The 23,084-nt window shown below is 53.7% G+C and carries 18 protein-coding genes and 1 riboswitch; of the genes, 9 read left to right on the forward strand and 9 right to left on the reverse strand.

What is annotated here, in order from left to right; genetic code table 11:
- Positions 1-43: 43 nt before the first annotated feature.
- Together Q4579_RS15380 and Q4579_RS15385 are read right to left on the reverse strand one after the other, a co-directional pair.
- On the reverse strand, positions 44-994 hold the full coding sequence (locus tag Q4579_RS15380; protein ID WP_303565432.1) for a FecR domain-containing protein: 951 nt from the start codon (positions 992-994) through the stop codon (positions 44-46).
- The gene (locus Q4579_RS15385; RefSeq protein ID WP_303565433.1) at positions 991-1,509 is read right to left on the reverse strand and encodes a sigma-70 family RNA polymerase sigma factor; all 519 of its coding nucleotides are present in this window, start codon (positions 1,507-1,509) and stop codon (positions 991-993) included. Before Q4579_RS15385 ends, Q4579_RS15380 begins: the two co-directional genes overlap by 4 nt.
- Positions 1,510-2,196: 687 nt before the next feature.
- On the opposite strand from Q4579_RS15385, the gene pykF reads away from it, so the two are divergent.
- Entirely contained in the window at positions 2,197-3,609 is a 1,413-nt protein-coding gene (gene pykF, locus Q4579_RS15390) for a pyruvate kinase PykF (protein ID WP_303565434.1), read from the forward strand.
- Between the two features lie 438 nt (positions 3,610-4,047).
- On the opposite strand, the gene ilvN is transcribed toward pykF, so the two are convergent.
- From ilvN to Q4579_RS15420, 6 genes are all read right to left on the reverse strand, one after another.
- The gene (gene ilvN / locus Q4579_RS15395) at positions 4,048-4,542 is read right to left on the reverse strand and encodes an acetolactate synthase small subunit (RefSeq protein WP_303565436.1); all 495 of its coding nucleotides are present in this window, start codon (positions 4,540-4,542) and stop codon (positions 4,048-4,050) included.
- Positions 4,542-6,260 carry an acetolactate synthase 3 large subunit gene (locus Q4579_RS15400; RefSeq protein ID WP_303565437.1) on the reverse strand — a complete coding sequence of 573 codons (1,719 nt, stop codon included), beginning with the start codon at positions 6,258-6,260 and terminating at the stop codon, positions 4,542-4,544. Before Q4579_RS15400 ends, ilvN begins: the two co-directional genes overlap by 1 nt.
- Before the next feature lie 584 nt (positions 6,261-6,844).
- Positions 6,845-8,665 carry a long-chain fatty acid--CoA ligase gene (locus Q4579_RS15405; protein WP_303565438.1) on the reverse strand — a complete coding sequence of 607 codons (1,821 nt, stop codon included), beginning with the start codon at positions 8,663-8,665 and terminating at the stop codon, positions 6,845-6,847.
- 280 nt (positions 8,666-8,945) lie between these two features.
- A complete protein-coding gene (gene leuO / locus Q4579_RS15410) occupies positions 8,946-9,911 on the reverse strand; it encodes a transcriptional regulator LeuO (RefSeq protein ID WP_303565439.1) in 966 nt (321 codons plus the stop codon).
- Positions 9,912-10,232: 321 nt separating this feature from the next.
- The gene (locus Q4579_RS15415) at positions 10,233-11,342 is read right to left on the reverse strand and encodes an MJ1255/VC2487 family glycosyltransferase (protein WP_303565440.1); all 1,110 of its coding nucleotides are present in this window, start codon (positions 11,340-11,342) and stop codon (positions 10,233-10,235) included.
- Entirely contained in the window at positions 11,339-11,854 is a 516-nt protein-coding gene (locus tag Q4579_RS15420) for a phosphatase PAP2 family protein (protein ID WP_303565442.1), read from the reverse strand. The genes Q4579_RS15415 and Q4579_RS15420 overlap by 4 nt, the downstream gene beginning before the upstream one ends.
- A gap of 440 nt (positions 11,855-12,294) precedes the next feature.
- On the opposite strand from Q4579_RS15420, the gene leuA reads away from it, so the two are divergent.
- From leuA to thiQ, 8 genes are all read left to right on the forward strand, one after another.
- Positions 12,295-13,848, forward strand: a complete 1,554-nt coding sequence (gene leuA / locus Q4579_RS15425; RefSeq protein ID WP_303565444.1) for a 2-isopropylmalate synthase — start codon at positions 12,295-12,297, stop codon at positions 13,846-13,848.
- A gap of 2 nt (positions 13,849-13,850) precedes the next feature.
- Entirely contained in the window at positions 13,851-14,942 is a 1,092-nt protein-coding gene (leuB, locus tag Q4579_RS15430) for a 3-isopropylmalate dehydrogenase (protein WP_303565445.1), read from the forward strand.
- A gap of 26 nt (positions 14,943-14,968) precedes the next feature.
- Positions 14,969-16,408, forward strand: a complete 1,440-nt coding sequence (leuC, locus tag Q4579_RS15435) for a 3-isopropylmalate dehydratase large subunit (RefSeq protein WP_303565446.1) — start codon at positions 14,969-14,971, stop codon at positions 16,406-16,408.
- 18 nt (positions 16,409-16,426) lie between these two features.
- A complete protein-coding gene (gene leuD / locus Q4579_RS15440; RefSeq protein ID WP_303565447.1) occupies positions 16,427-17,029 on the forward strand; it encodes a 3-isopropylmalate dehydratase small subunit in 603 nt (200 codons plus the stop codon).
- Positions 17,030-17,154: 125 nt separating this feature from the next.
- The gene (locus Q4579_RS15445; RefSeq protein ID WP_303565448.1) at positions 17,155-17,955 is read left to right on the forward strand and encodes a DUF547 domain-containing protein; all 801 of its coding nucleotides are present in this window, start codon (positions 17,155-17,157) and stop codon (positions 17,953-17,955) included.
- A gap of 93 nt (positions 17,956-18,048) precedes the next feature.
- Positions 18,049-18,170, forward strand: a riboswitch (TPP riboswitch).
- Positions 18,171-18,304: 134 nt separating this feature from the next.
- Entirely contained in the window at positions 18,305-19,261 is a 957-nt protein-coding gene (thiB, locus tag Q4579_RS15450) for a thiamine ABC transporter substrate binding subunit (protein WP_303565503.1), read from the forward strand.
- A gap of 37 nt (positions 19,262-19,298) precedes the next feature.
- The gene (thiP, locus tag Q4579_RS15455) at positions 19,299-20,885 is read left to right on the forward strand and encodes a thiamine/thiamine pyrophosphate ABC transporter permease ThiP (RefSeq protein ID WP_303565505.1); all 1,587 of its coding nucleotides are present in this window, start codon (positions 19,299-19,301) and stop codon (positions 20,883-20,885) included.
- Positions 20,886-20,899: 14 nt separating this feature from the next.
- On the forward strand, positions 20,900-21,613 hold the full coding sequence (thiQ, locus tag Q4579_RS15460) for a thiamine ABC transporter ATP-binding protein (protein WP_303565506.1): 714 nt from the start codon (positions 20,900-20,902) through the stop codon (positions 21,611-21,613).
- Positions 21,614-21,627: 14 nt separating this feature from the next.
- Here thiQ and Q4579_RS15465 read toward each other — a convergent pair whose 3' ends face one another.
- A complete protein-coding gene (locus Q4579_RS15465; protein ID WP_303565450.1) occupies positions 21,628-23,004 on the reverse strand; it encodes a PhoH family protein in 1,377 nt (458 codons plus the stop codon).
- Positions 23,005-23,084 lie beyond the last annotated feature (80 nt).

A 23,084-nucleotide genomic window follows, 5' to 3' on the forward strand; every position in this document is an offset into this window, starting at 1 on the left:
CCAGCGGTGCACAGATGACAATTTCGCTACAGTGTTCACAAAATTAAGCGGCTGGTGCAGGAACCACAGACACCCAGTACCGGGTAAAGAAGCGCACCTGAATCGGCAGGATTTGTTCCAGTTGCCGAAGCACCTGGTCGATCTGATTCAGATCAAACACACCGGTCACGGACAGGCTGGCCAGTGCGGGATCGATGCTCAGCATCCCCTGACGATAGCGGGAGAGTTCATCCAACAGCACTGTCAGTGGCATCTGTTGCGCCACCAGCCGACGCGAGACCCAACTGGCGTCATACTGCGGCAAGGGTTGAACGGCACCGACAGCGGTCGCCGAAAAATCCGCCCACTCTCCGGCTGCGAGCACCAGCGCTTGCGCAGATTCGCGCGGTGCCAGCCGGACCTGACCTTCCTGGACTTTGACGACCGTACTGTCATCCAACTGGCGAACCGTGTACCGGGTGCCGAGCGGCGTCACCTGTCCCTGAGCACTGCTGAAATGAAACGGTGTCTGGTGATGTCCGGTGGTGACCATCACTTCCCCCTGCGTCAACGTGAGCTGGCGGGCCTGCGGTGTGATATCCACATAAATTTCGGTGTCCGTATTCAGCACCAGCGCCGTGCCATCGTTCAGCGTCAGTGACCGGATTTCACCCACTGCCGTTGCGTATCGGTGCCCGGGCGGCAGGGACTGCTGGCCGTCAAGCGTCCAACCGCCCGTTAGCAAGCCAACCCCAGCAATGACTGAAAGCAAACGGCGTCGGCTGAGTCCACGGCGGGTCATCAGGATCCGACGACTGGCAGCGTGCTGGGGTAAAGCGGAAAATTGTGTCTGAAGTTGGTTCAACTGCTGCCAGGCCGATTCATTATCGGGATGATCCAAGCGCCAGGCATCAAACGCCTTTTTATCAGCCTCACTCACATCATCCGCCCACAGCCGCGCCATCCAGCTGGATGCCTGACGAATGACTTCCCCCGAGAGACGATGTGGTGTCAAAAGCTTGTCTCCATGCTGGCGAGTAAACAGGCCTGCAACGCTTTCGCGATATATTTCTCCACGGAGGACACAGAAACGCCCAGTTCAGCGGCAATTTGCTTATAGCTCATGTTGTCGATCTGACGCATCAGCAGTGCCTGACGCACTTTGTCTGGCAAGTGACGTAATAAGCGATCCACCTCAATCAGGGCTTCAACCATTTGCAAACGTGCTTCGGGCGAGACGCCAAACTCTTGTGGCTGCTGTTGCATATATTCCAGATAAGCCGCTTCCACACGGCGACGACGATAGAGATCGATCACCAGCCCCTTGGCAATATGGGTCAGATACCGCCGGGATTCGCCGGGTTCTGGTAAACGGCCACGGTTGAGCAGCCGGAGATAAGTATCGTGAACCAGATCGGCCGAGGTCTCAGGACAACCCAAACGACGCTGAATAAAGACCGATAACCAGCTTTGATGTTGCTGATAGAGTTGACCCACCTGCTTCATATTCGTCTGGTCTGCCGCTGTCATCGTCTGGCGCTCCTGCTACTTATTAACAAACAACTAAATAAATGAGAATCCTAATGATAATGATTATCAATATAGAGAAATAATATTCAACCATTGGTGTACAGAAGCCTGCACTTTTCGACATATTTTTGCGCGGGAACAGGGCTGAAACCGAAAGAAACAGGCAAAATTGGTCGCCTGTCATCAAACGGGAACCTGTTTTCAACAAAATCGGTTATTTGATAAAAAACTTTTTATGACTGGCAACACGAGCCAATCATTCTGATAACAGATGAAATGCCTTACCGGAAAAGGCTTTCTCAGGAGAATCAGAATGATGGAACTCTGTGCTGTACAAAAGGTTGAGCCATCTCACACGCTGGAAAGGGAAAGAAACTCTGCTATACTTACGACCTTGTTTCATCAGCCACTTTGTGGCACTGGCAGCGAATCTCCATCTCCCAGATGCTGACGATTCAGCCGGATCGCGCATTCATATCACCTGCTTTATGAAAGCAAAGCAACTGTTTTCATAAAGCAAGTAATGTTGCCCAACAAATTTGTATGGCTGACGAATACCGTGAGGACATTGTTCATCAAAACACGATCATGATCTCGTTTTGTAGCTATGATTCAACATCATAAACATCATCTTTTGCGGTATAAAGCGCCTAAAGTTTCCTTCAAGTTCTCCGGAGAATACTCTCGATGAAAAAAACCAAAATCGTCTGCACGATTGGTCCTAAGACAGAATCGGTTGAAATGCTGACCAAACTGGTGAATGCAGGCATGAACGTCATGCGTCTGAACTTCTCGCACGGCGACTTCGCTGAGCACGGCCAGCGTATCCAGAACGTTCGTGAAGTCATGGCACAATCCGGCAAGCCTGTTGCGATTCTGCTGGACACCAAAGGTCCTGAAATCCGGACAATCAAGCTGGAAGGCGGTGCAGACGTGACCCTGACTGCAGGTCAGGAATTTACCTTCACCACGGATACCACAGTGGTCGGTAATAAAGACCGTGTCGCCGTGACTTACCCGGGTTTTGCAAACGATCTGACTGTCGGCAACACCATTCTGGTCGACGATGGTCTGATCGAAATGGAAGTGCTGGCTACCACAGACACCGAAGTCAAATGCCGCGTGCTGAACAACGGTGATCTGGGCGAAAACAAAGGCGTTAACCTGCCAGGCGTTTCTGTGAACCTGCCAGCGCTGGCGGAAAAAGACAAAGCGGACCTGAAATTTGGTTGTGAGCAAGGCGTTGATTTTGTTGCAGCATCTTTCATCCGTAAAGCAGAAGACGTTCAGGAAATCCGCGAACTGCTGAATGCAAACGGCGGCGAGAAGATCCAGATCATCTCTAAAATTGAAAACCAGGAAGGTGTCGACAACTTTGACGCCATTCTGGAAGCATCTGACGGCATCATGGTTGCCCGTGGTGATCTGGGTGTAGAAATCCCGGTTGAAGAAGTGATCTTCGCGCAGAAGATGATGATCGAGAAATGTAACCGTGCCCGTAAAGTCGTTATCACTGCAACGCAGATGCTGGATTCCATGATCAAGAACCCGCGTCCGACCCGTGCAGAAGCTGGCGACGTTGCCAACGCCATCATGGACGGCACTGACGCCGTGATGCTGTCTGGTGAATCTGCGAAGGGTAAATACCCAATTGAAGCTGTGACCATCATGGCACAGATCTGTGACCGCACTGATGCAGCGATGCGTGCTTCTCTGAGCGCTCGTCTGGACAGCCCTCGCCTGCGTATCACCGAAGCAGTATGTAAAGGTGCAGTGGACACTTCTGAGAAGCTGAATGCGCCGCTGATCGTGGTCGCAACTGAAGCAGGTAAATCTGCCCGTTCAGTACGGAAATACTTCCCGACAGCAAACATTCTGGCGGTAACCACCAACCCGAAAACTGCGGCTCAGCTGTGCCTGACCAAAGGCGTGACTCCTGTGGTTGTCGAAGCGATTGAAAGCACCGATGCGTTCTATGCGCGTGGTAAAGCTCTGGCGATCGAATCCGGTCTGGGCAGCAAAGGCGACATCGTCGTGATGGTTTCCGGTGCGCTGGTCCCATCGGGTACCACCAACACAGCTTCGGTTCACGTCCTGTAAGCGACAACAGTATCCAAACAGAAAACGGGAGCTTCGGCTCCCGTTTTTTTATGGGCTGCATCGCGTGTTTTATCCGACAGTCACCAGCCAAAGAATTCCTTATGATGAGTGTTCAGCAGCAACACCGCCAAAAGAAAATAGATGGCACTGGCATGAAAGCCGAGATAACACACCAGCAACACTGTGCACCGGACTAACACGGTATTCAGCATGAATTCACGCCTCCGCTTCAGCAGACAGTTCAACTTTCGTCGAATATCTTGAAACCTTGCCGGAGCTGAAAAAATCCATATTCAGGGAAGACTCAAGTCTGATTCAGCTCACCTATTAGACTTTAGTCTAATCTCGTTTGGAACGGCCAGCAGACCCGAATTTCAGGCATAAAAAAACCCGCCGGCAGAGCCGGACGGGCGTTCATAGAAAGGTAAACGATTCAGGTCAGGCTTTTAAAGCCCGTTCACCACGGGCAATCCCGACGACACCGCTGCGGGCAACTTCAATAATCTCAGTCGATTCGCTCACCGCATCCAGGAAAGCATCCAGCTTTTCACTGGTGCCGGCCAGCTGAACGGTATAAATCTGGCTGGTGACATCCACAATCTGGCCACGGAAAATATCAGAAGTGCGCTTCACTTCGGCACGCGCGTAACCACTGGCTTTCACTTTCACCAGCATCAGCTCCCGCTCAACATGCTCGGAATCCGTGACATTGCTGACTTTCAGAATATCGATCAGTTTGTGCAGATGTTTCTCGATCTGCTCCAGCGCGGCATCTTCTACGCTGGTGGTGATATTCAGACGAGACAGGGTCGGATCATCTGTTGGAGCGACCGTCAGCGATTCAATGTTGTAACCACGCTGGGAGAACAACCCCACCACGCGTGAAAGTGCACCGGGTTCATTTTCTAATAATACTGATACAATTCTGCGCATTAGGTTCTCTCCGTTTTACTCAGCCACATTTCACTCATGGATCCGCCACGGATCAACATTGGGTAAACGTGCTCTGTTTCATCCACGCTGATATCAACAAAGACTAACTTATCTTTCATCGCTAAAGCGCGCGCCAGCTCACTTTCCAGCTTCGCCGGATCTGAAACTCGGATCCCGACATGGCCATAAGCTTCTGCAATTGCAGCAAAATCTGGCACAGAGTCCATGTAAGAGTGAGAGTGGCGTCCCTGATAAATCATATCCTGCCATTGTTTCACCATGCCCAGGAAACGGTTGTTCAGGTTAATAATTTTAACCGGGATATCGTACTGCAACGCGGTCGACAGCTCCTGAATGTTCATTTGGATACTGCCGTCCCCCGTGACACACAAAACTTCTGCATCCGGCAGGGCAAATTTAGCGCCCATCGCAGCTGGCAAACCAAAACCCATGGTGCCCAGACCGCCGGAATTCAGCCAGCGGCGTGGTTTATCAAACGGGTAATACAATGCGGCAAACATCTGGTGTTGACCGACATCGGAGGCGACATAGGCGTCACCGTTGGTCAGTTTGTGCAGTAATTCAATCACCTGTTGTGGCTTGATCCGCTCTTGATCCGTTTTATAGCTCAGGCATTTACGGGCACGCCAGGATTCGATCTCGCTCCACCATTCATCCATGGCGGCCTGATCATTGGTGTCCTGCTGCTCTTCAATCAGCTTCAGCATGCTGTTCAGCACAGCATCGGCCGAGCCGACAATCGGGATATCAGCTTTCACGGTTTTGGAAATCGAAGATGGATCGATATCGATATGCATGACCGTGGCATCCGGACAGTATTTTTCCAGATTATTGGTGGTCCGGTCATCAAAGCGCACACCAATCCCGAAGATCAGATCGGAGTTGTGCATCGTCATATTGGCTTCGTAAGTGCCGTGCATCCCCAGCATGCCGACACTGTTGCGGTGTGTGCCGGGGAAAGCGCCCAGCCCCATCAGGGTGCTGACCACAGGAATTTTGAGGCTTTCTGCCAGTTTCAGGATCTGTGCTTCACAGCCCGACATAATGGCGCCGCCACCGACATAAAGCACAGGTTTCTTCGCAGACAGCAAGGCTTTCACCCCGCGCTTGATCTGGCCTTTATGCCCCTGCAGTGTCGGGTTATAGGAACGCATACTGATGGCTTCCGGGTACTTGTAGGGATATGTTTTCGCCGGGTTCAGCATGTCTTTCGGAATATCAACCACCACCGGACCGGGACGGCCACTGGCAGCAATGTAGAATGCTTTTTTGATAATTGTGGGGATATCTTCGGTGCGCTGTACCAGGAAGCTGTGTTTCACGACCGGACGGGAGATCCCCACCATGTCGCACTCCTGAAAGGCATCGTTGCCAATCAGATCGCTCATCACCTGACCGGACAGGACCACCATTGGAATTGAATCCATGTACGCCGTTGCAATACCGGTGATGGCGTTGGTCGCACCGGGACCCGAGGTCACCAGTACTACGCCGACTTCGCCGGTGGCACGTGCGTAACCATCTGCCATGTGAACGGCTGCCTGCTCATGGCGCACCAGCACGTGCTCGATGTCGCTCTTTTCATGCAGCGCATCGTAAATATCCAGAACAGAACCGCCAGGGTAACCGAAGATATGTTTCACGCCTTGATCGATCATCGAGCGAACGATCATGTCAGCGCCGGACAACATTTCCATATTCTTGCCTCCAGGTCGCGTATACCTGCGCCTGTATCCGTGGCTCTGATTCCGCTTTGCCGGACATCCATGACGAGTTGGGGCCGTCTTTCCCTGCCGGAGCAGCAAGGTGACAGTCATACCGGGTTACGTCAGATGACCGAACGGGTCTGTCCGAAGATTCGCAGCCAGACCGGCTGCAGCAGGGAGAACAGGACCAGCAAAACTCAGCGATACAGACGGGTATAACATAGTTAGGGCTTATCTTTAGCCTAAAGAAATCCAGTGTTTTTCGTACTATGCGGCTACGGTGGATGTTCCCATCCGTAGTACCCACAGCCAAAATAGCCTGTTTACACCGCTGACGTCTATTCCCCACAGGCACTTCGTGGTTATTTTCTGTACGGAAGCGAAATCACCCTATGATTCGCCAACAACAAGCATATCAATAGTGGAATGGACTAAAATGAACCCAACAGATCCACATATCTCACGAAGAAAACCTTCATTTGGGACAGTGAATCAGTAAAAAATCTTGTAAAAGTGACAGAAAAATAGGGAATCAGACAGTGACCAAGACGGCCACTGTCCGAAAAAGGAAGGGGTTAGTGTTGTGGTGGCTCTTTGCGCTGACTCTCGGTATACATGTCTTCGATTTGTTTGTGGTAACGCTCCAGAATCACCTTCCGGCGCAATTTCTGGGTTGGGGTCAGCTCACCTTCATCCATCGAAAACGCTTTGGGCAGCAGGGTAAATTTCTTCACCTGCTCAAACTTGGCCAAGTCTTTTTGCAGCTCCGCAATCCGCTTCTCTACAAACGCCAGCATCTGACTGTTTTTCAGAAGCTCCAAGCGGTTCCGGTACTGAATATTCAGCTCACGGGCGTGATTTTCCAGCGTTTCAAAACAAGGAACCACCAGTGCAGAGACAAATTTTCTGGTATCTGCGACTACGGCGATCTGCTCAATCAGATTGTCTTTCCCGATGGCGCCTTCAATGACCTGAGGCGCGATATATTTACCGCCTGAGGTTTTCATCAGCTCTTTGATGCGGTCGGTGATATACAGATTCCCCTGTGCATCAAATTCACCGGCATCCCCGGTTTTGAGGAAGCCATCCTGAGTGAAGTTCGCGGCCGTCTCTTCCGGCAGCTTGTAATATCCCCGCATCACCATGGGACCACGCACCAGAATTTCATTGTTCTCGCCAATTTTCACTTCCGCGCCCGGCATCAGAGTCCCGATGGAGTCGGCATTGAAAGCTGTATCATCCCAGCAGGACACCGTCGCGGTGGTTTCCGTCATGCCGTAACCCAGCTTCACATTGATGCCGATTGCATGGAAAAAACGACCGATGCCTGCATCCAGTTTAGCCCCGCCGCACGGCATGAATTTGATCTGCCCGCCGAGCACATCGCGCAGTTTCGACAAAACGAGTTGATCGGCGACCCGGTGGGCCAGTTTCAGCAAGGCTGAAGGACGTTGCTGCTGCTGACGGCACTTCGCCATACGGTTTCCGATCGCAATCGCGCTGTGAAACAGCGCCCGGCGGTGAATCGGGGCTTTCGCTACCTTGGTATGCACCGCGCCATAAATTTTCTCGTACACTCTGGGCACGGCAGACATCACATTAGGCCGCACTTCGACCAGCGCCTCACGCACGGCGTTGGTGTCGGTCAGATAGCAATTCACGCCGCCGCGGTGTAACACGTAAAACGTCCAGGCCCGCTCAAACACATGTGATAACGGCAGGAAACAAAGGGAGGTATCCCCTTCTGCCAGCGCCAGACGCTGATCATGGCCTTCAAGCTGCGCGGCGAAGTTGGCGTAATCCAGCATCACCCCTTTAGGCGTGCCCGTGGTGCCCGAGGTGTAAATCAGGGTCAGCAGATCATCCATCCGGCAGTCGGCCAAACGCTGCGCCAGTTCGGATTCATCCGCCTGCGCTGCCTGGGCCAAAAATTGCGCGTAACTGCAAACCCGTGCATCTTCCACAGCATCGCAGTTGCCCTCCAGCAGTACAATGTGCGCCAGTTGCGGACTTTCATCGGCAACTTCAAGCGCCGCATCCAGCTGGGCGGGCTGGCCGACAAACAGAATTTTTATATCCGCATTGTTGATGATATAACCCGCCTGCTGTGGCGTACTGGTGGGATAAATCGGCACCGTGACCCCCCGCAAAAACAGCGAGGCCAGATCGGCGATGGTCCAGCGCACCATGTTGGGTGCAAAAATCCCGACTTTGTCCTGTACATCAATCCCCTGAGCCAGCATGGCCAGAGCCAGCTGACGTACCTGATCGCCCAGCGACTGCCAGCTGAGATCCTGCCACTTGCCGTCCTGTGAATAGCGAAGCGCGGTTTGTTCGCCCAAACGGGCAATTTGCTGTTGAATGCGATGGACAATGTGATACTTGAGTTGTGACATAAACTGCTCTGCCATGTAATGAGCGTACAGATGTGCGCTGAAGAAGCGGCAAGTCTACTGAAGGAGCGAAAAAAGGCAACCAAAGCGCACAGCCTTTGCAACAGAATGCCGGGTGGCGCTCACACTTCCGGGCTTTACGTGGAAATTCTGACACCCCTATCTGCTTGCAAAATCAGGAGAAAATCGGGGGGAGCAGAAAAAAGAAACGGCCGTTTTCATCCCTGAAAGGCAGAGAGAAAATAGCCGATTTCTGCAGGTCAGCGGGGGCGGGATCACCCCCCTATTGATTTTCACAAATCTCTGCTTCACAAATCGCCAGCACCTGCTCACGCAGCCACTGATGACCTTTGTCTTTTTGCGACGAATCATGCCAGCTCAGATAACCGCTGATCGTTTTCCCTTCAAAAGGCAGTGTCAGCAGCTGTAAAGACAGGTTCTCTACCATCGATTCAGCCAGCCATTTCGGCATCACAGCAATCAGATCAGACTGACCGACCACATACATCATGTTACTCAGACTGCTGCCCTGATAAGCCACCTGACAGTTGGGCGATTGCGCATAAACGGCTTCCGCAAAACCGCGTGCACCCGGCACAGGTTTGAGAGAGGCGTGTTTTTCTTCCGCAAACACATCTGCACTGAGGTTGCCCTGAATCCGCGGATGATTACCCGCCGCAACCACCACCAGCTCGTCTTTAAAGATTTCGGTGGATGAAAAACCCGGTTCGTCAAATCGCAGGTAATCAATCACAAAATCCAGATCCTGATACCGCAGCTTTTCGGCTGCATCACTGTCAATGCCCGCTTCCAGAGCCACCTGTGCTTTGGGCGCGACCTGACTCAACTGACGCAGGATATTTGGCGCAAACCGCATATCCAATGGACTGCACACCGCCAGTCGGAACATCCGGTTTGATGTTTCCGGCAGGAAAGTGGCCGAAGGGAGTTCATTTTTAACTAACTGCAACGCCTGTCTGATCGGTCCAAATAATTGCTTGGCCCGAACCGTTGGCTGGATCCCCCGTCCATGGCGGACAAACAACTCATCGTCGAATGTCGTCTTCAACCGGGCAACGGCATTACTCACCGCTGGCTGAGACATTCCCAGATTATGTGCTGCGCGTGTGATGTTCTGTTCTTGCATCACCGCATCAAAAACTGTCAGCAGGTTTAAATCAATATTCCGCAGACTTGAACCCATGGAGATATTTTCTGCTGCTTGGAAAGACATTCCTCTACGCGCCATTTCTGACCTCTTCTTCGAATCATTCAGAGAGCCGAGCTCCCAGCGTCAAAGGGCGATATGCCCTAACATACCCATTAGAAAACTGGGGATATTCAGTATCATTGAAAAGATTGATGACACCAATACCGTAGAAGACATCAACCTGGCCCTAAGGGTATGAAAAAAACTAATATTGAACGATTGTCCAAAGGAAAACAAGCAGATAAACCCCTTCTAAAAACATATAAAAGGATATAAAACAGCATTAGTAAACATATAAATCAATGAGTTACAGAAAATAAGGGGCCTGACTCCACAGAACAGTCAGGCACAGAGGCAGGATCAATAAGTGCTAGTGATTAATGATTTCAACCCGGATGATCGGGCATTCATATCCAGATCTCTGATCGTTTCCAGCACAGGTTCAGGAAAGCTGATGGGAGCCCACAAGGACTGGCACAAGGCTTCCGGCGACTGAGGCTCACCGGCCAACAGCCACTCGGCCACAGCCAGAGCGACATCCGGCCAGACGACCTGACCCGGTGAATGACTGGCCAGCCAGTTTCGTAAGGCCGCGGTATCCAGCGCATGCATGCCGGCGGCCAGACCCATCAGTTCCAGCGTCGCCACATTACTCATCTGTTCATATTGCCCCTGCAGCGGTTTCAGCAGCAGTTTTTTCCCCAGCGCAATCGCCTCAGATGGCAGCTCGAAACCACCATTGGCAATCACGCCATCGCACATGGCCAGCCGCTGGTGAAAACTGCTTCGGCTCAGAGCACGAACATTGACGTTCTCTTGCTGATAATCCGTTTTTACCGACGGGTGATAGCAATAGAAACTGAACTCGGAAAACCGGTTCAGCAGGGCCAGCACCTGCTGTAAATCTTCGAAAGGCAGATAAACCAGCACTGAACCATCTGTCTTCTGCGGTGCCTGCGGCTGAGGCACGATGGGCGGCAGAATGGGAGCGCCGAAGTGATACCAGTGCAGCCCCAACTGCTGATCGGTTGGCGCGAAGTAGCGGATCAATTTACGATCCAGCCAGCCTTCCCCCGCTTTGGGCACATCAAATAAAAATGCACTCTGGTGGCTCAGTCCCAGTGACCGGACCCCCTGACGCCTTGCGGCCCAGGCTGAAACCGGCTCAAAATCATTCAGCACCAGATCATATCCACTGAGATCCAGAGACTTCACTTCGCGCCAGACATCCCTCAGTGAATTCTCGCGAAAGGTTTTCCACTGATTGACCTTGCCCTGCTCCGTGACAAAAGTCAGGCCGGTCGAGGTACGGTAATCCCCAAAACAATCCATATCAAAATAGTGATCGGCCGATCGGCCAGAGAAGTGAAAATCAACACTGACACCCAGTTGTGTAAACGCCCGGGCCATTTCCCGCGCCCGGGAGATGTGGCCATTGCCCGTCCCCTGAACGCCGTAAAGTATCCTCATATCGCCCCCTTGACGACATCAAAACACATCATGCCCAGCAAAGCGCCAGCCACAATGTCCGTAATAAAATGCACCCCCAGCAGCACGCGGGAGAATCCGATAAGGATAGCCCAGGGCCAGACCAGCCAGGCCGCTGCCGGGTAAAACGTGGATATCAGGGAGGCCATCAGAAAAGCCGCCGCTGTATGGCCGGATGGCAAGCTGTATTTGTCAGAAGGTTTGATAAAACTGGGCAACTGTGCCGGGCGGTTGCGTTTGAAGGTATTTTTCAGCAACAGGTAGATGGGCAATTCCAGCAAAAAAGCCAGCAGGCCAATGGCCAGAACCAGCCCGCCCTGCTGGCGGTCAAACGCCCATGCCAGCAAGCCGAATATCACATACAACGGCCCGTCACCGGACCGGGACACCAGACGGCTGAGCGTTGCGACCGGCTGATTGAAGCGGTGACACAAGCACACACTGGAAAAGGCATAATCAAAACGCTGAATGGGTGCCAATACAGTCACTGTCATCGCACAATTCTCCTTTGAACCTATGTCATCACATTAGGAAGCAGATATGACATCCGGGTGACGATTTTGAGGAAGGATAATGACAATGGCCTGAGGTGTGGCTCGCCCCCCCCCAATTTCAGACCGAAAACACCGCTTGAAACTCATCGGTCCAGACCCTTGAATGAATAAAGATTCAAGAAAGGCTTGACGCTTGTCTGCACAATCTGATATTCCTTTGGTCAACAACACAGCGGATACTTAAAATGCAAACACAAATCACCCTCCTTCTCAGCCTACTCCTTCTCGTGAATCGTCGCGTGGGTAGCTGATGGGTGAAATTCACCGCTAAAGTTTCAGACAAACCCGCGCCTGGCGCGGGTTTTTCGTATCAAAGGCCCGGCGAACAGGACGCGACCAAGCCATAATCAAAGACAGGCAGGCCAGAAAAGGAAGCAATCATGAACAACGATCAGGTCATCATCTTCGACACCACGTTACGTGACGGCGAACAAGCGTTATCCGCCAGTTTAACGGTGAAAGAAAAACTGCAAATTGCATACGCGCTGGAGCGTCTGGGCGTGGATGTGATCGAAGCAGGCTTCCCGGTCTCTTCGCCGGGCGATTTTGAATCGGTGCAGACCATTGCCCGGCACATCAAGAACAGCCGTATCTGTGCCTTGTCCCGTGCCGTCGCGAACGACATTGATGTCGCCGCCGAATCGTTAAAAGTTGCCGAAGCCTTCCGAATTCATACCTTCATCTCCACCTCCACCATTCATGTTCAGGACAAACTGCGCCGTAGCTACGATGATGTTATCGAAATGGGTGTGGCCGCCGTCAAACGTGCCCGTCAGTACACGGATGATGTGGAATTTTCCTGTGAAGATGCAGGCCGGACCCCGATTGATAACCTGTGCCGCATGGTTGAAGCCGCGATCAAAGCCGGTGCCACCACAGTCAACATCCCGGATACCGTGGGCTATACCCTGCCCAACGAGTTTGGCGGGATTATCACCCAGCTGTTTAATCGGGTGCCGAACATTGATAAAGCCGTGATTTCTGTTCACTGCCACGACGATCTGGGCATGTCGGTCGCCAACTCCATGTCAGCCGTCCAGGCCGGTGCCCGCCAGATTGAAGGCACCATCAACGGCATTGGTGAACGCGCGGGTAACTGTGCGCTGGAAGAGATCGCCATGATCATCAAAACCCGCGCCGAATTCCTGGGCGTCAGCACCCAAATCAAGCATGAAGAAATTTCCCGCACCAGCCGTCTGGTCAGCCAGTTATGCAACATGCCGATTCAGTCCAACAAAGCCATTGTCGGTGCCAATGCTTTCAGCCATTCCTCCGGAATTCATCAGGATGGCATGCTGAAGAACAAAAACACCTACGAAATCATGACGCCTGAGTCGATCGGTCTGAAAAATCAGGCGCTGAATCTGACCAGCCGCTCCGGCCGTGCTGCCGTGAAGAGCCACATGGACACCATGGGCTACACCGAAGGCGACTACAATCTGGACACCCTGTACGCCGACTTCCTGAAACTGGCCGACCGCAAGGGTCAGGTATTTGATTACGATCTGGAAGCCCTGATGTACTTCGCCAACCTGCGCGAAGAAGACGATTTCTACAAGCTGAACTACTTGAGCGTCCAGTCTGGCAGCGTCGTGGCCACCACCAGTATCAAGCTGCAGTGCGGTGAAGAAGAAAAATGCGAAGCGGCGGTCGGAAACGGCCCGGTTGATGCGCTGTACCAGTGTATTTACCGTTTAACCAGCTATGAGATCGTGCTGGAGAAATTCGAACTGACGGCCAAGGGTGAAGGGGAAGACGGTCTGGGTCAGGCCGATATCATTGCCAACTATAAAGGCCGTAAATATCACGGCACCGGTCTGGCAACCGACATTGTGGAAGCCTCTGGTCAGGCGTTGCTGCATGTGATCAACAGCATCCACCGCGCCGAACAAATCGAAGAAATTAAACAAAAAGCTAAAATGGAGACTGTATAACCATGGCAGGTCAAAGCTATCAAATTGCTGTGTTACCCGGCGACGGGATTGGCCCGGAAGTGATGCAACAGGCGCACAAAGTCCTGAACGCGATCGAGGAAAAGTTCGGTTTCACACTGGCCCGTGAAGAATTTGATGTCGGTGGCATTGCCATCGACAATCACGGTTCCCCGCTGCCAGCGCATACCCTGAAAGGCTGTGAAGCCGCCGATGCCGTGCTGTTCGGCTCGGTTGGCGGCCCGAAGTGGGAACACCTGCCAGCCAATGACCAGCCGGAACGCGGAGCACTGCTGCCACTGCGCAAACATTTCCAGCTGTTCTGTAACCTGCGTCCGGCCCAGATCCACAGCGGCCTGGAAACTTTCTCGCCCTTACGTGCCGACATTTCTGAGCGCGGCTTTGATATCGTGGTCGTCCGTGAGCTGACGGGCGGCATTTATTTCGGTCAGCCAAAAGGCCGGGAAGGCGAAGGGGCGATGGAAAAAGCCTTCGACACCGAAGTCTATCACCGCTACGAGATTGAACGCATTGCCCGCATCGCGTTTGAGTCTGCCCGCCTGCGTCGCAAAAAAGTCTGCTCTATCGACAAAGCCAATGTGCTGCAAAGCTCCATTTTATGGCGCGAAGTGGTCGAGCAGATCGCCAAAGATTACCCGGATGTCGAACTGAGCCATATGTACATCGACAACGCGACCATGCAGCTGATCAAAGATCCGTCCCAGTTCGATGTGATGCTGTGCTCCAATATTTTCGGCGACATTATTTCAGACGAATGCGCCATGATCACCGGTTCCATGGGCATGCTGCCTTCTGCCAGTCTGAATCAGGACAAATTCGGTATGTACGAACCTGCCGGTGGTTCTGCCCCGGATATCGCAGGTAAAAACATCGCCAATCCGGTGGCACAGATTCTGTCGGCGGCGCTAATGCTGCGCTACAGCCTGGGTGAAGAAGAAGCGGCACGCGCCATTGAGCAAGCCGTCTCTCAGGCACTGGAGGCCGGGGAACTGACGGCAGATCTGGCGGGCAGCCGTCCGGCCCTGTCGACCGATGCCATGGGCGACAAGATCGCAGCCTATATCCGTCAGGCGTAAGCTGAACCACGAGGAGCAAACGAGCAATGTCAAACACAACAACATCAGCCAAAACGCTATACGAAAAAGTTTATGATGCCCACGTGGTTGTGGCCGCTGAAGGTGAAAACCCGATCCTGTATATCGATCGTCATCTGGTCCATGAAGTTACCTCACCACAGGCGTTTGACGGCCTGCGTGAAAAAGGCCGCAAAGTCCGCCAGACCGGCAAGACCTTTGCCACCATGGATCACAACGTGTCCACCCAAACCAAAGACATCAAAGCGTCCGGCGAAATGGCACGGATCCAGATGGAAACTCTGGCAAAAAACTGCGAAGAATTCGGCGTCACTCTGTACGATCTGAACCACAAATATCAGGGCATCGTCCACGTGATGGGGCCTGAACTGGGGATCACGTTGCCGGGCATGACCATTGTCTGCGGTGACTCTCATACCGCCACCCACGGTGCATTCGGATCGCTGGCATTCGGCATCGGCACCTCAGAAGTGGAACATGTGCTGGCCACTCAGACCCTGAAACAAGCCCGCGCCAAAACCATGAAAATTGAGGTCAAAGGCCAGGTCGCTCCGGGGATCACGGCAAAAGACATTATTCTGGCCATCATTGGCGAAACCACGGCAGCCGGCGGTACCGGCTATGTGGTCGAATTCTGTGGTGAAGCCATCACTGATCTGACGATGGAAGGCCGGATGACAGTCTGTAACATGGCGATTGAGCTGGGTGCCAAAGCGGGTCTGATCGCGCCGGATCAAACTACCTTTGATTACATCAAGGACCGCAAATTTGCCCCGACCGGTGCCGATTTCGACGCCGCCGTGGCCTACTGGCAAACCCTGAAATCAGATCCGGATGCCCAGTTCGACAAAGTGGTGACGCTGGATGCACAAAGCATCAAACCTCAAGTCACCTGGGGCACCAACCCGGGACAAGTGATTGCTGTCGATGCACCGATTCCGGCACCGGAAAGCTTCAGCGATCCGGTCGAGCGTGCTTCTGCATCCAAAGCGCTGGCATATATGGGTCTGGAAGCCGGGAAAAAGCTGGCTGATTTTCCGGTTGATAAAGTTTTCATTGGTTCCTGTACCAACTCTCGCATCGAAGATATGCGGGCCGCGGCCGCCGTCGCGAAAGGGCGCAAAGTTGCAGCCAATGTTCAGGCGCTGGTCGTCCCGGGTTCTGAACAGGTGAAAGCGCAGGCGGAAAAAGAAGGGTTGGATAAAATCTTCATCGAAGCCGGTTTTGAATGGCGTCTGCCGGGTTGCTCCATGTGTCTGGCCATGAACAACGACCGCTTGGGTCCCGGGGAGCGCTGCGCGTCCACCAGTAACCGGAACTTTGAAGGTCGTCAGGGCCGTGATGGCCGGACTCATCTGGTCAGCCCAGCCATGGCAGCTGCTGCCGCCTGTGCAGGTCACTTCGTGGATATCCGCGAGCTGGATCCAAAAACCGTCGCCACCGCCTAACAGAGAAGGAAGAAAACCATGGCAGGAATCAAACAACATACCGGACTGGTGGTGCCGCTGGATGCCGCAAACGTCGACACCGACGCCATCATTCCGAAACAGTTTTTACAGAAAGTAAACCGGATTGGGTTTGGTAAACATTTGTTTCATGACTGGCGATTTCTGGACGATGCCGGTGAGCAGCCGAATCCGGAATTCGTGCTGAACGACCCGCGTTATCAGGGGGCAAGCATTTTGCTGGCCCGTGAAAACTTCGGCTGCGGGTCCTCTCGTGAGCACGCCCCGTGGTCGCTGGCAGATTACGGGATTAAAGTCATGATCGCGCCGAGCTTTGCCGACATTTTCTACGGCAACTCGATCAACAACCAGATGGTCCCGGTTCGCCTGACCGAAGCTGAAGTCGATGAACTGTTCCAGTATGTCGAAGCCAATGAAGGCGCGGAGATCACAGTCGATCTGGAAACCATGACGGTCACCGCCAATGGCAAATCGTATTCGTTTGAAATCGACGCGTTCCGCCGCCACTGCCTGCTGAACGGTCTGGACAACATCGGGCTGACATTGCAGCACGAAGATAAAATCGCAGATTATGAAAGCAAGATCCCGGCATTTCTGGCCTGATCGCCCATCTTTCTGATTGACTCTGGCACCCTGCTTCGGCAGGGTGTTTTTTTACCCCCAGATATCAGAAAGAATCCGTGCGCATCACGGTCTGTTGGGTATCGCTCACAGACATAGGTGTTCCCATGCTTCTTCGCAAGCTATCTGTTCCCACATTCCTCTTACTGAGTTTTCTCAGCCTGAGTTTCCCGGCTTTCGCCGCCCCCAAGGCTGATCTCTGGCCATTCTGGCAAGCCACTCAAACCCGGAGTACAACGACAGTTGATCATGCCGCATGGCAACACCTGCTGGATCATTATCTGGTTGTGGCACCGCAGCAAACCCGTTTCCGTTATGCCGCCGTGACAACAGCCGATAAAGTCGTGCTGAACGATTATCTGGACACCCTGACGGCGCAAGATCCACGCCAGCTGAACCGAAATGAGCAGTTTGCTTACTGGGTCAACCTCTACAACGCACTGACGGTGAAGGTGATTCTGGACAACTATCCGATCAGTTCAATCACCAAACTGGGCGGATTTCTCAGCTTCGGTCCCTGGGATGAAAAGCTGATCACCATTGATGGGAAGCAACTGTCGCTGAACGATATCGAACACAGAATTCTGCGGCCGATCTGGCAGGACAAACGCATTCATTATGTTGTGAACTGTGCCAGTCTGGGGTGTCCGGATCTGCAACCGGAAGCAATGAACGCCAGCAATCTCAACGCGCAGCTCGAAGCCGCTGCCACGCGCTTCATCAACAGCCCTAAAGGTGTTCAGGAATCCGGCGGCAAAGTCCGATTATCCTCGATTTATGACTGGTATCAGTCTGACTTCGGCGCCCTGCCAGACTTACAGCAGCACCTGAACCAGTATCGTGAACAGCCCGTCACCCTGAACAAACCCGTCTATGACTACGACTGGCGGCTCAACGAAGCTCGCTGATCCCGCAAGATACTTTGTCTGACCTTGGGTCAAAGCTTTGGCCAGACGCAGCATTGTGGCTGGCAAAGGTGCGCAGCCCCGTTTACAATGAGAGCCGTTCTCATGGGGAGTCATCCGACTGAGATCGTGTTGTTCACCCGTCACAGGAGAATACACGGGACCCATCGAACCTGAACCAGGTCATGCTGGCGTAGGAATTGAGAAACGGAAAGCACCGCTTTGCATCTTGCCGGGCCTTTCCGGGACACACCGCTCACTCGACGCCGCGCCTTCTTGAAGAAATTGGAATTCCCTGCCCGTCAGGACTCAGGAGCGCTTTGTGAAACACCTCATTACAGCTTTACCTTTCATGGTTGCGGCAACTTCAGCGGCCGCCGCACAACCCACCTTAACCGTGTATACCTACAGTTCGTTTACTGCCGACTGGGGACCAGGACCGGCCATTGAAAAAGCATTCGAAAAAGAATGTGGTTGCGACCTGCAGTTTGTCGCGCTGGATGATGGCGTCTCCATCCTCAACCGAGTTCGCCTGGAAGGCAAAGGGACCAAAGCAGATGTTCTGCTGGGTCTGGACAACAACCTGATGACCGAGGCTAAGAAAACCGGTCTGCTGGCCACCAGCACCACAGATACTTCAGCCGTGACCATTCCGGGTGGCTGGAAAGACGATACCTTTGTCCCTTTTGATTACGGTTATTTCGCCTTCATCTACGACAGCGAAAAACTGAAAAATCCCCCCAGCAGCCTGAAAGAGCTGGTGACACGCGACGATCTGAACCTGATTTATCAGGATCCACGCACCTCTACGCCGGGTCAGGGTCTGATGCTGTGGGTGAAATCCGTTTATGGTGATCAGGCGACCCAAGCCTGGCAACAACTGGCGAAGAAAACCGTCACCGTCACCAAAGGCTGGTCTGAGGCCTATAACATGTTCCTCAATGGTGAGACGGATCTGGTGCTCTCGTATACCACTTCACCGGCGTATCATCTGATTGCCGAGAATGAAGGCAAGTATAAAGCTGCCAATTTCAGCGAAGGACACTATATGCAGGTTGAAGTCGCAGCCAAGCTGAAAAACACCCAAAACAACGCGCTGGCCGATCAGTTCCTGAACTTTATTCTGACGCCTGGATTCCAGTCCGTGATCCCGACAGGCAACTGGATGTATCCGGTGACCGATGAAGCCCTGCCGGAAGGTTTCAGCACGCTGACGCGTCCGGCCAAAGCACTGGAGTTCAGCGCAGATGAAGTCGCCAAAGAACGCAAAGCCTGGGTCCGCGAATGGCAAACCGCACTGACACAGTAATCGTATAGGTTTTCTCTTGTTACTCTCCCGTTCCAGCCTGCCCGGCGTGATGAGTGCCGGGCTGATTCTGCTTCTCGTCGGCGGGGCGCTCAGCGCCCTGCTCGGACAAGCCACGGAATTACACCCACTGGCCCTCTGGCAGGATCCCTATCTGCGCCATGTCACCGCGTTCAGCTTCAAACAAGCACTGCTCTCGACTCTGCTGAGCCTCATCCCTGCCATCCCAGTGGCTTATGCCCTGTCGCGGCGGCGGTTTCCGGGCCGGTCCCTGCTATTGCGACTGTTCGCGATGACCGTGGTGCTGCCGGTACTGGTGGCTGTATTTGGCTTGCTGGCGATTTACGGCAACAGCGGCCTGCTGGCACAAGGATTGGCCGGGCTGGAGATGAAACTCCCGTTCAGTATTTATGGTCTGAACGGGATTTTGCTGGCGCACGTCTTTCTGAATCTGCCGCTGGCCTGCCGGTTACTCCTGCAAAGTCTGGAAGGCATTCCGGCGGAGCAGCATCAGCTTGCTGCGCATCTGGGAATGAAAGGCTGGCCGCTGTTCCGGCTGGTTGCCTGGCCCCGGTTGCGCCAGCAGTTGCCGCAGGTGGCAGGGCTGGTCTTTATGCTGTGCTTCACCAGTTTCGCGGTGATTATGTCGCTGGGGGGCGGTCCGAAAGCAACCACCATCGAACTGGCCATTTATCAGGCGTTGCGCTACGACTTCGATCTGGCTGCCGGGGCTATGCTGGCGCTGTGGCAAATGCTGCTGTGCTGCGCACTGGTTCTCTTCAGCCAGCGCTTTGCCCGACCGCTGGCAACCCTGAGTGGCCGGGTTCAGCAAGGCCACCCGAATTATCTCGACAGCCGGGCGGCCCGCATCTGGGACTCCCTGTGGATTGGTCTGGTGCTGCTGCTGGTGCTGCCACCGATGCTGGCCGTCCTGGGGGCCGGTCTGAACAGCCAGTTACCGCAATTGCTGGCAACCCCCGCACTGTGGCAGGCCGTGACTCACTCGTTGCAGATCGCAGCACTGGCGTGTGTGCTGGCCCTGGTCAGCGGCATTGCGATTCTCTGTGCCAGCCGCTTCTGGCGCTTGCAGCGCTACCGCTGGTCTGCCGACGGACTGGAACTGATCGGCACCATTATTCTGGTGACGCCGGGACTGGTGATCAGTACCGGGCTGTTTCTGCTGCTGCGCGAATTCACCGATGTCTTCGCCTCGGCTTTCTGGGTGGTGGTCGCCGTCAATGCGCTGATGGCCCTGCCCTATGTGATCAAAACCCTCAGCCAGCCCATGCTGCATCTGGCCCAGCAGTACAATCCGCTGTGTCAGAGTCTGGGCATGCGCGGGCTGTCGCGGTTATATCTGGTCGAATGGCGGGCACTGCGCAAGCCGGTTGCTCAGGCCATGGCGATCAGCTTTGTGTTATCACTGGGTGATCTCGGCGCGATTGCTCTTTTCGGCAGCCAGGACTTTCAGACCCTGCCGCTGTATCTGTTCCAGCTGATGGACAGCTATCAGATGGATGCGGCAGCCGTGGCTGCCCTGCTGCTGCTTCTGCTCAGTCTGGGGATTTTCACCCTGGTCGAAAACCTGCTGCTTTCACGAGCCGCGACCACCTCTTCTACGGATTAATCAGAATGTCTCCGATGCTGTCTCTCTCCCAACTCAGCCATTGCTATCGCCACGGCAATCAGGAACCCATGACCCTGTGCTTTGATCTCGAAGTCAGCCAGGGCGAGATTCTGGCGGTGATCGGCCCGAGCGGTGCCGGAAAAAGTACACTGCTGGCGATGATCGCGGGGTTTCTGAAACCCGACAGCGGCACGCTGCACATCAACGGCCAGCCAATCCACCAGCAGTCGCCTGCGGATCGTCCTTTGTCGATCCTGTTTCAGGATCACAACCTGTTCCCGCACCTGAGTGTGTTCGATAACATTGCGTTGGGGATCCATCCGGGGTTAAAGCTCAGCCCGACAGACAAAGCACAGGTGACAGCTGCCGCGGAGCGGGTGGGCATTGCTCAGTACCTGACCCGCCTGCCGGAACAACTGTCCGGCGGCCAGAAACAACGGGTGGCGCTGGCACGTTGTCTGGTGCGCCACCGGCCGCTGCTGCTGCTGGATGAACCTTTTTCTGCGCTGGATCCGGCGCTGCGGCAGGACATGCTGACTCAGGTCGCCAGTCTGGCCAGAGAAGATGGGATCACCGTGCTGATGATCACCCACAGTCCGGAGGATGCCGTCAAAATTGCCGATCACTGTGCTTTTGTCGATGAGGGGCGGATTGAGGTGTGTGGCCCCACCCGGCAGGTGCTGGGTGAGGCATCGAATGAAAGATTGAAGCAGTATCTGGGACGCTGAGTCCCGTTCTGGTGTTACAGATTCTCTTCGGCAAATTCTGCCAGACGACTGCGAACCACGCCATTGAGATAAATATTGGCGCTGCCCTCGAAATTTTTAAATCGCTCGACGATATAGGTTAGGCCTGATGTGACAGGCGACAGGTAAGTGGAGTCGATCTGCGCCAGGTTCCCGGAACAGATCAGCTTGGTGCCTTCACCACAACGGGTGATGATGGTCTTGATTTGCGACGCGGTCAGGTTCTGACACTCATCCAGCAACACAAAGGCATTCTGGATCGAGCGGCCGCGCATGAAGTTGATGGATTTAAACTGAATATTGGCTTTCTCGAAGATATATTTCATCGAACCGTCCGTGCAGACATCGTGCTTATGCAGTGCCTCCATGGTGTCTGTCACGGCAGCCAGCCAGGGCATCATTTTCTCTTCTTCCGTCCCCGGCAGGAAACCGATGGACTCGGCAATGTCCGGCGTATTCCGGGTGACAATGATCTTGTCGTACATGCCTTTTTCGATCACCTGTTCCAGCGCGGCAGCCATCGCCAGAATCGTTTTACCGCAACCCGCAGGACCGGTCAGGATCACCAGATCAATGTCCGGATCGAGCAAAGCATCCATCGCCATGCCCTGATAGATATTCTTCGGATGAATCCCCCAGGCCTGACGGTGCATCAGCCGCTCGTGTCCCAGATCTTTCAGGGTGACGTTTTCACCGTCCAGATCCTGAATCCGCGCAGCAAAATCGGTATCTTCATCAATCAGATACTGATTCACGAATGGTGTATCAAACAGTTCCTGTGGCAGCGTATGGATTGTAGAACGGCCACGCTTTTCCGAGTGACATTCCCCCACGCGTTCCCAGAAGCTGCCCGGATAACGGTGGAACCCTTTGGTCAGCAGACTGACATCGTCAATCAGCTGGTCGGAACGATAGTCATCGACATACAGCACCCCGGCGCCTTTGGCACGCAACCGCATGTTGATGTCTTTGGTGATCAGCACCACTTTCCGTGGCGCATAATGGTTTTGCAGGTAGAGCACCCCATTGAGGATCCGGTTGTCACCGGCTTTATCCGCAAAGGCATGGACCGTTTCGTGAATTTCGTAATCCGCGAAAATGGCGATACGTCCTTTGTGGTCACCTTCGGTCGGCAGTGGGATCCCGGCAGAGATTTGCTCTGGTGTCGCATCGTGAAAGATGGCTTCCAATGCTCGGATGGCAACCCGGGCATCACGGGCAACATCCCGTTTGCTGTCTTTGATTCGGTCCAGTTCTTCCAGAACTGTCATCGGTATGACTACGTCGTGCTCTTTGAAGGAGTAGATGGCGAGGGGTTCATGTAACAGGATGTTGGTATCAAGTACAAAGACTTTCCTAGCGGCATCGTCCATAGACGTCTCCTTGTTCATCTGAGATAGCCATTGCCATCGGCTATCATTATTAAGCGTAAACCCGCTTTTCATTAATGACC

Source organism: Photobacterium sp. 1_MG-2023, assembly GCF_030547945.1.
In the GTDB taxonomy this organism is placed as follows: Bacteria; Pseudomonadota; Gammaproteobacteria; order Enterobacterales; family Vibrionaceae; genus Photobacterium.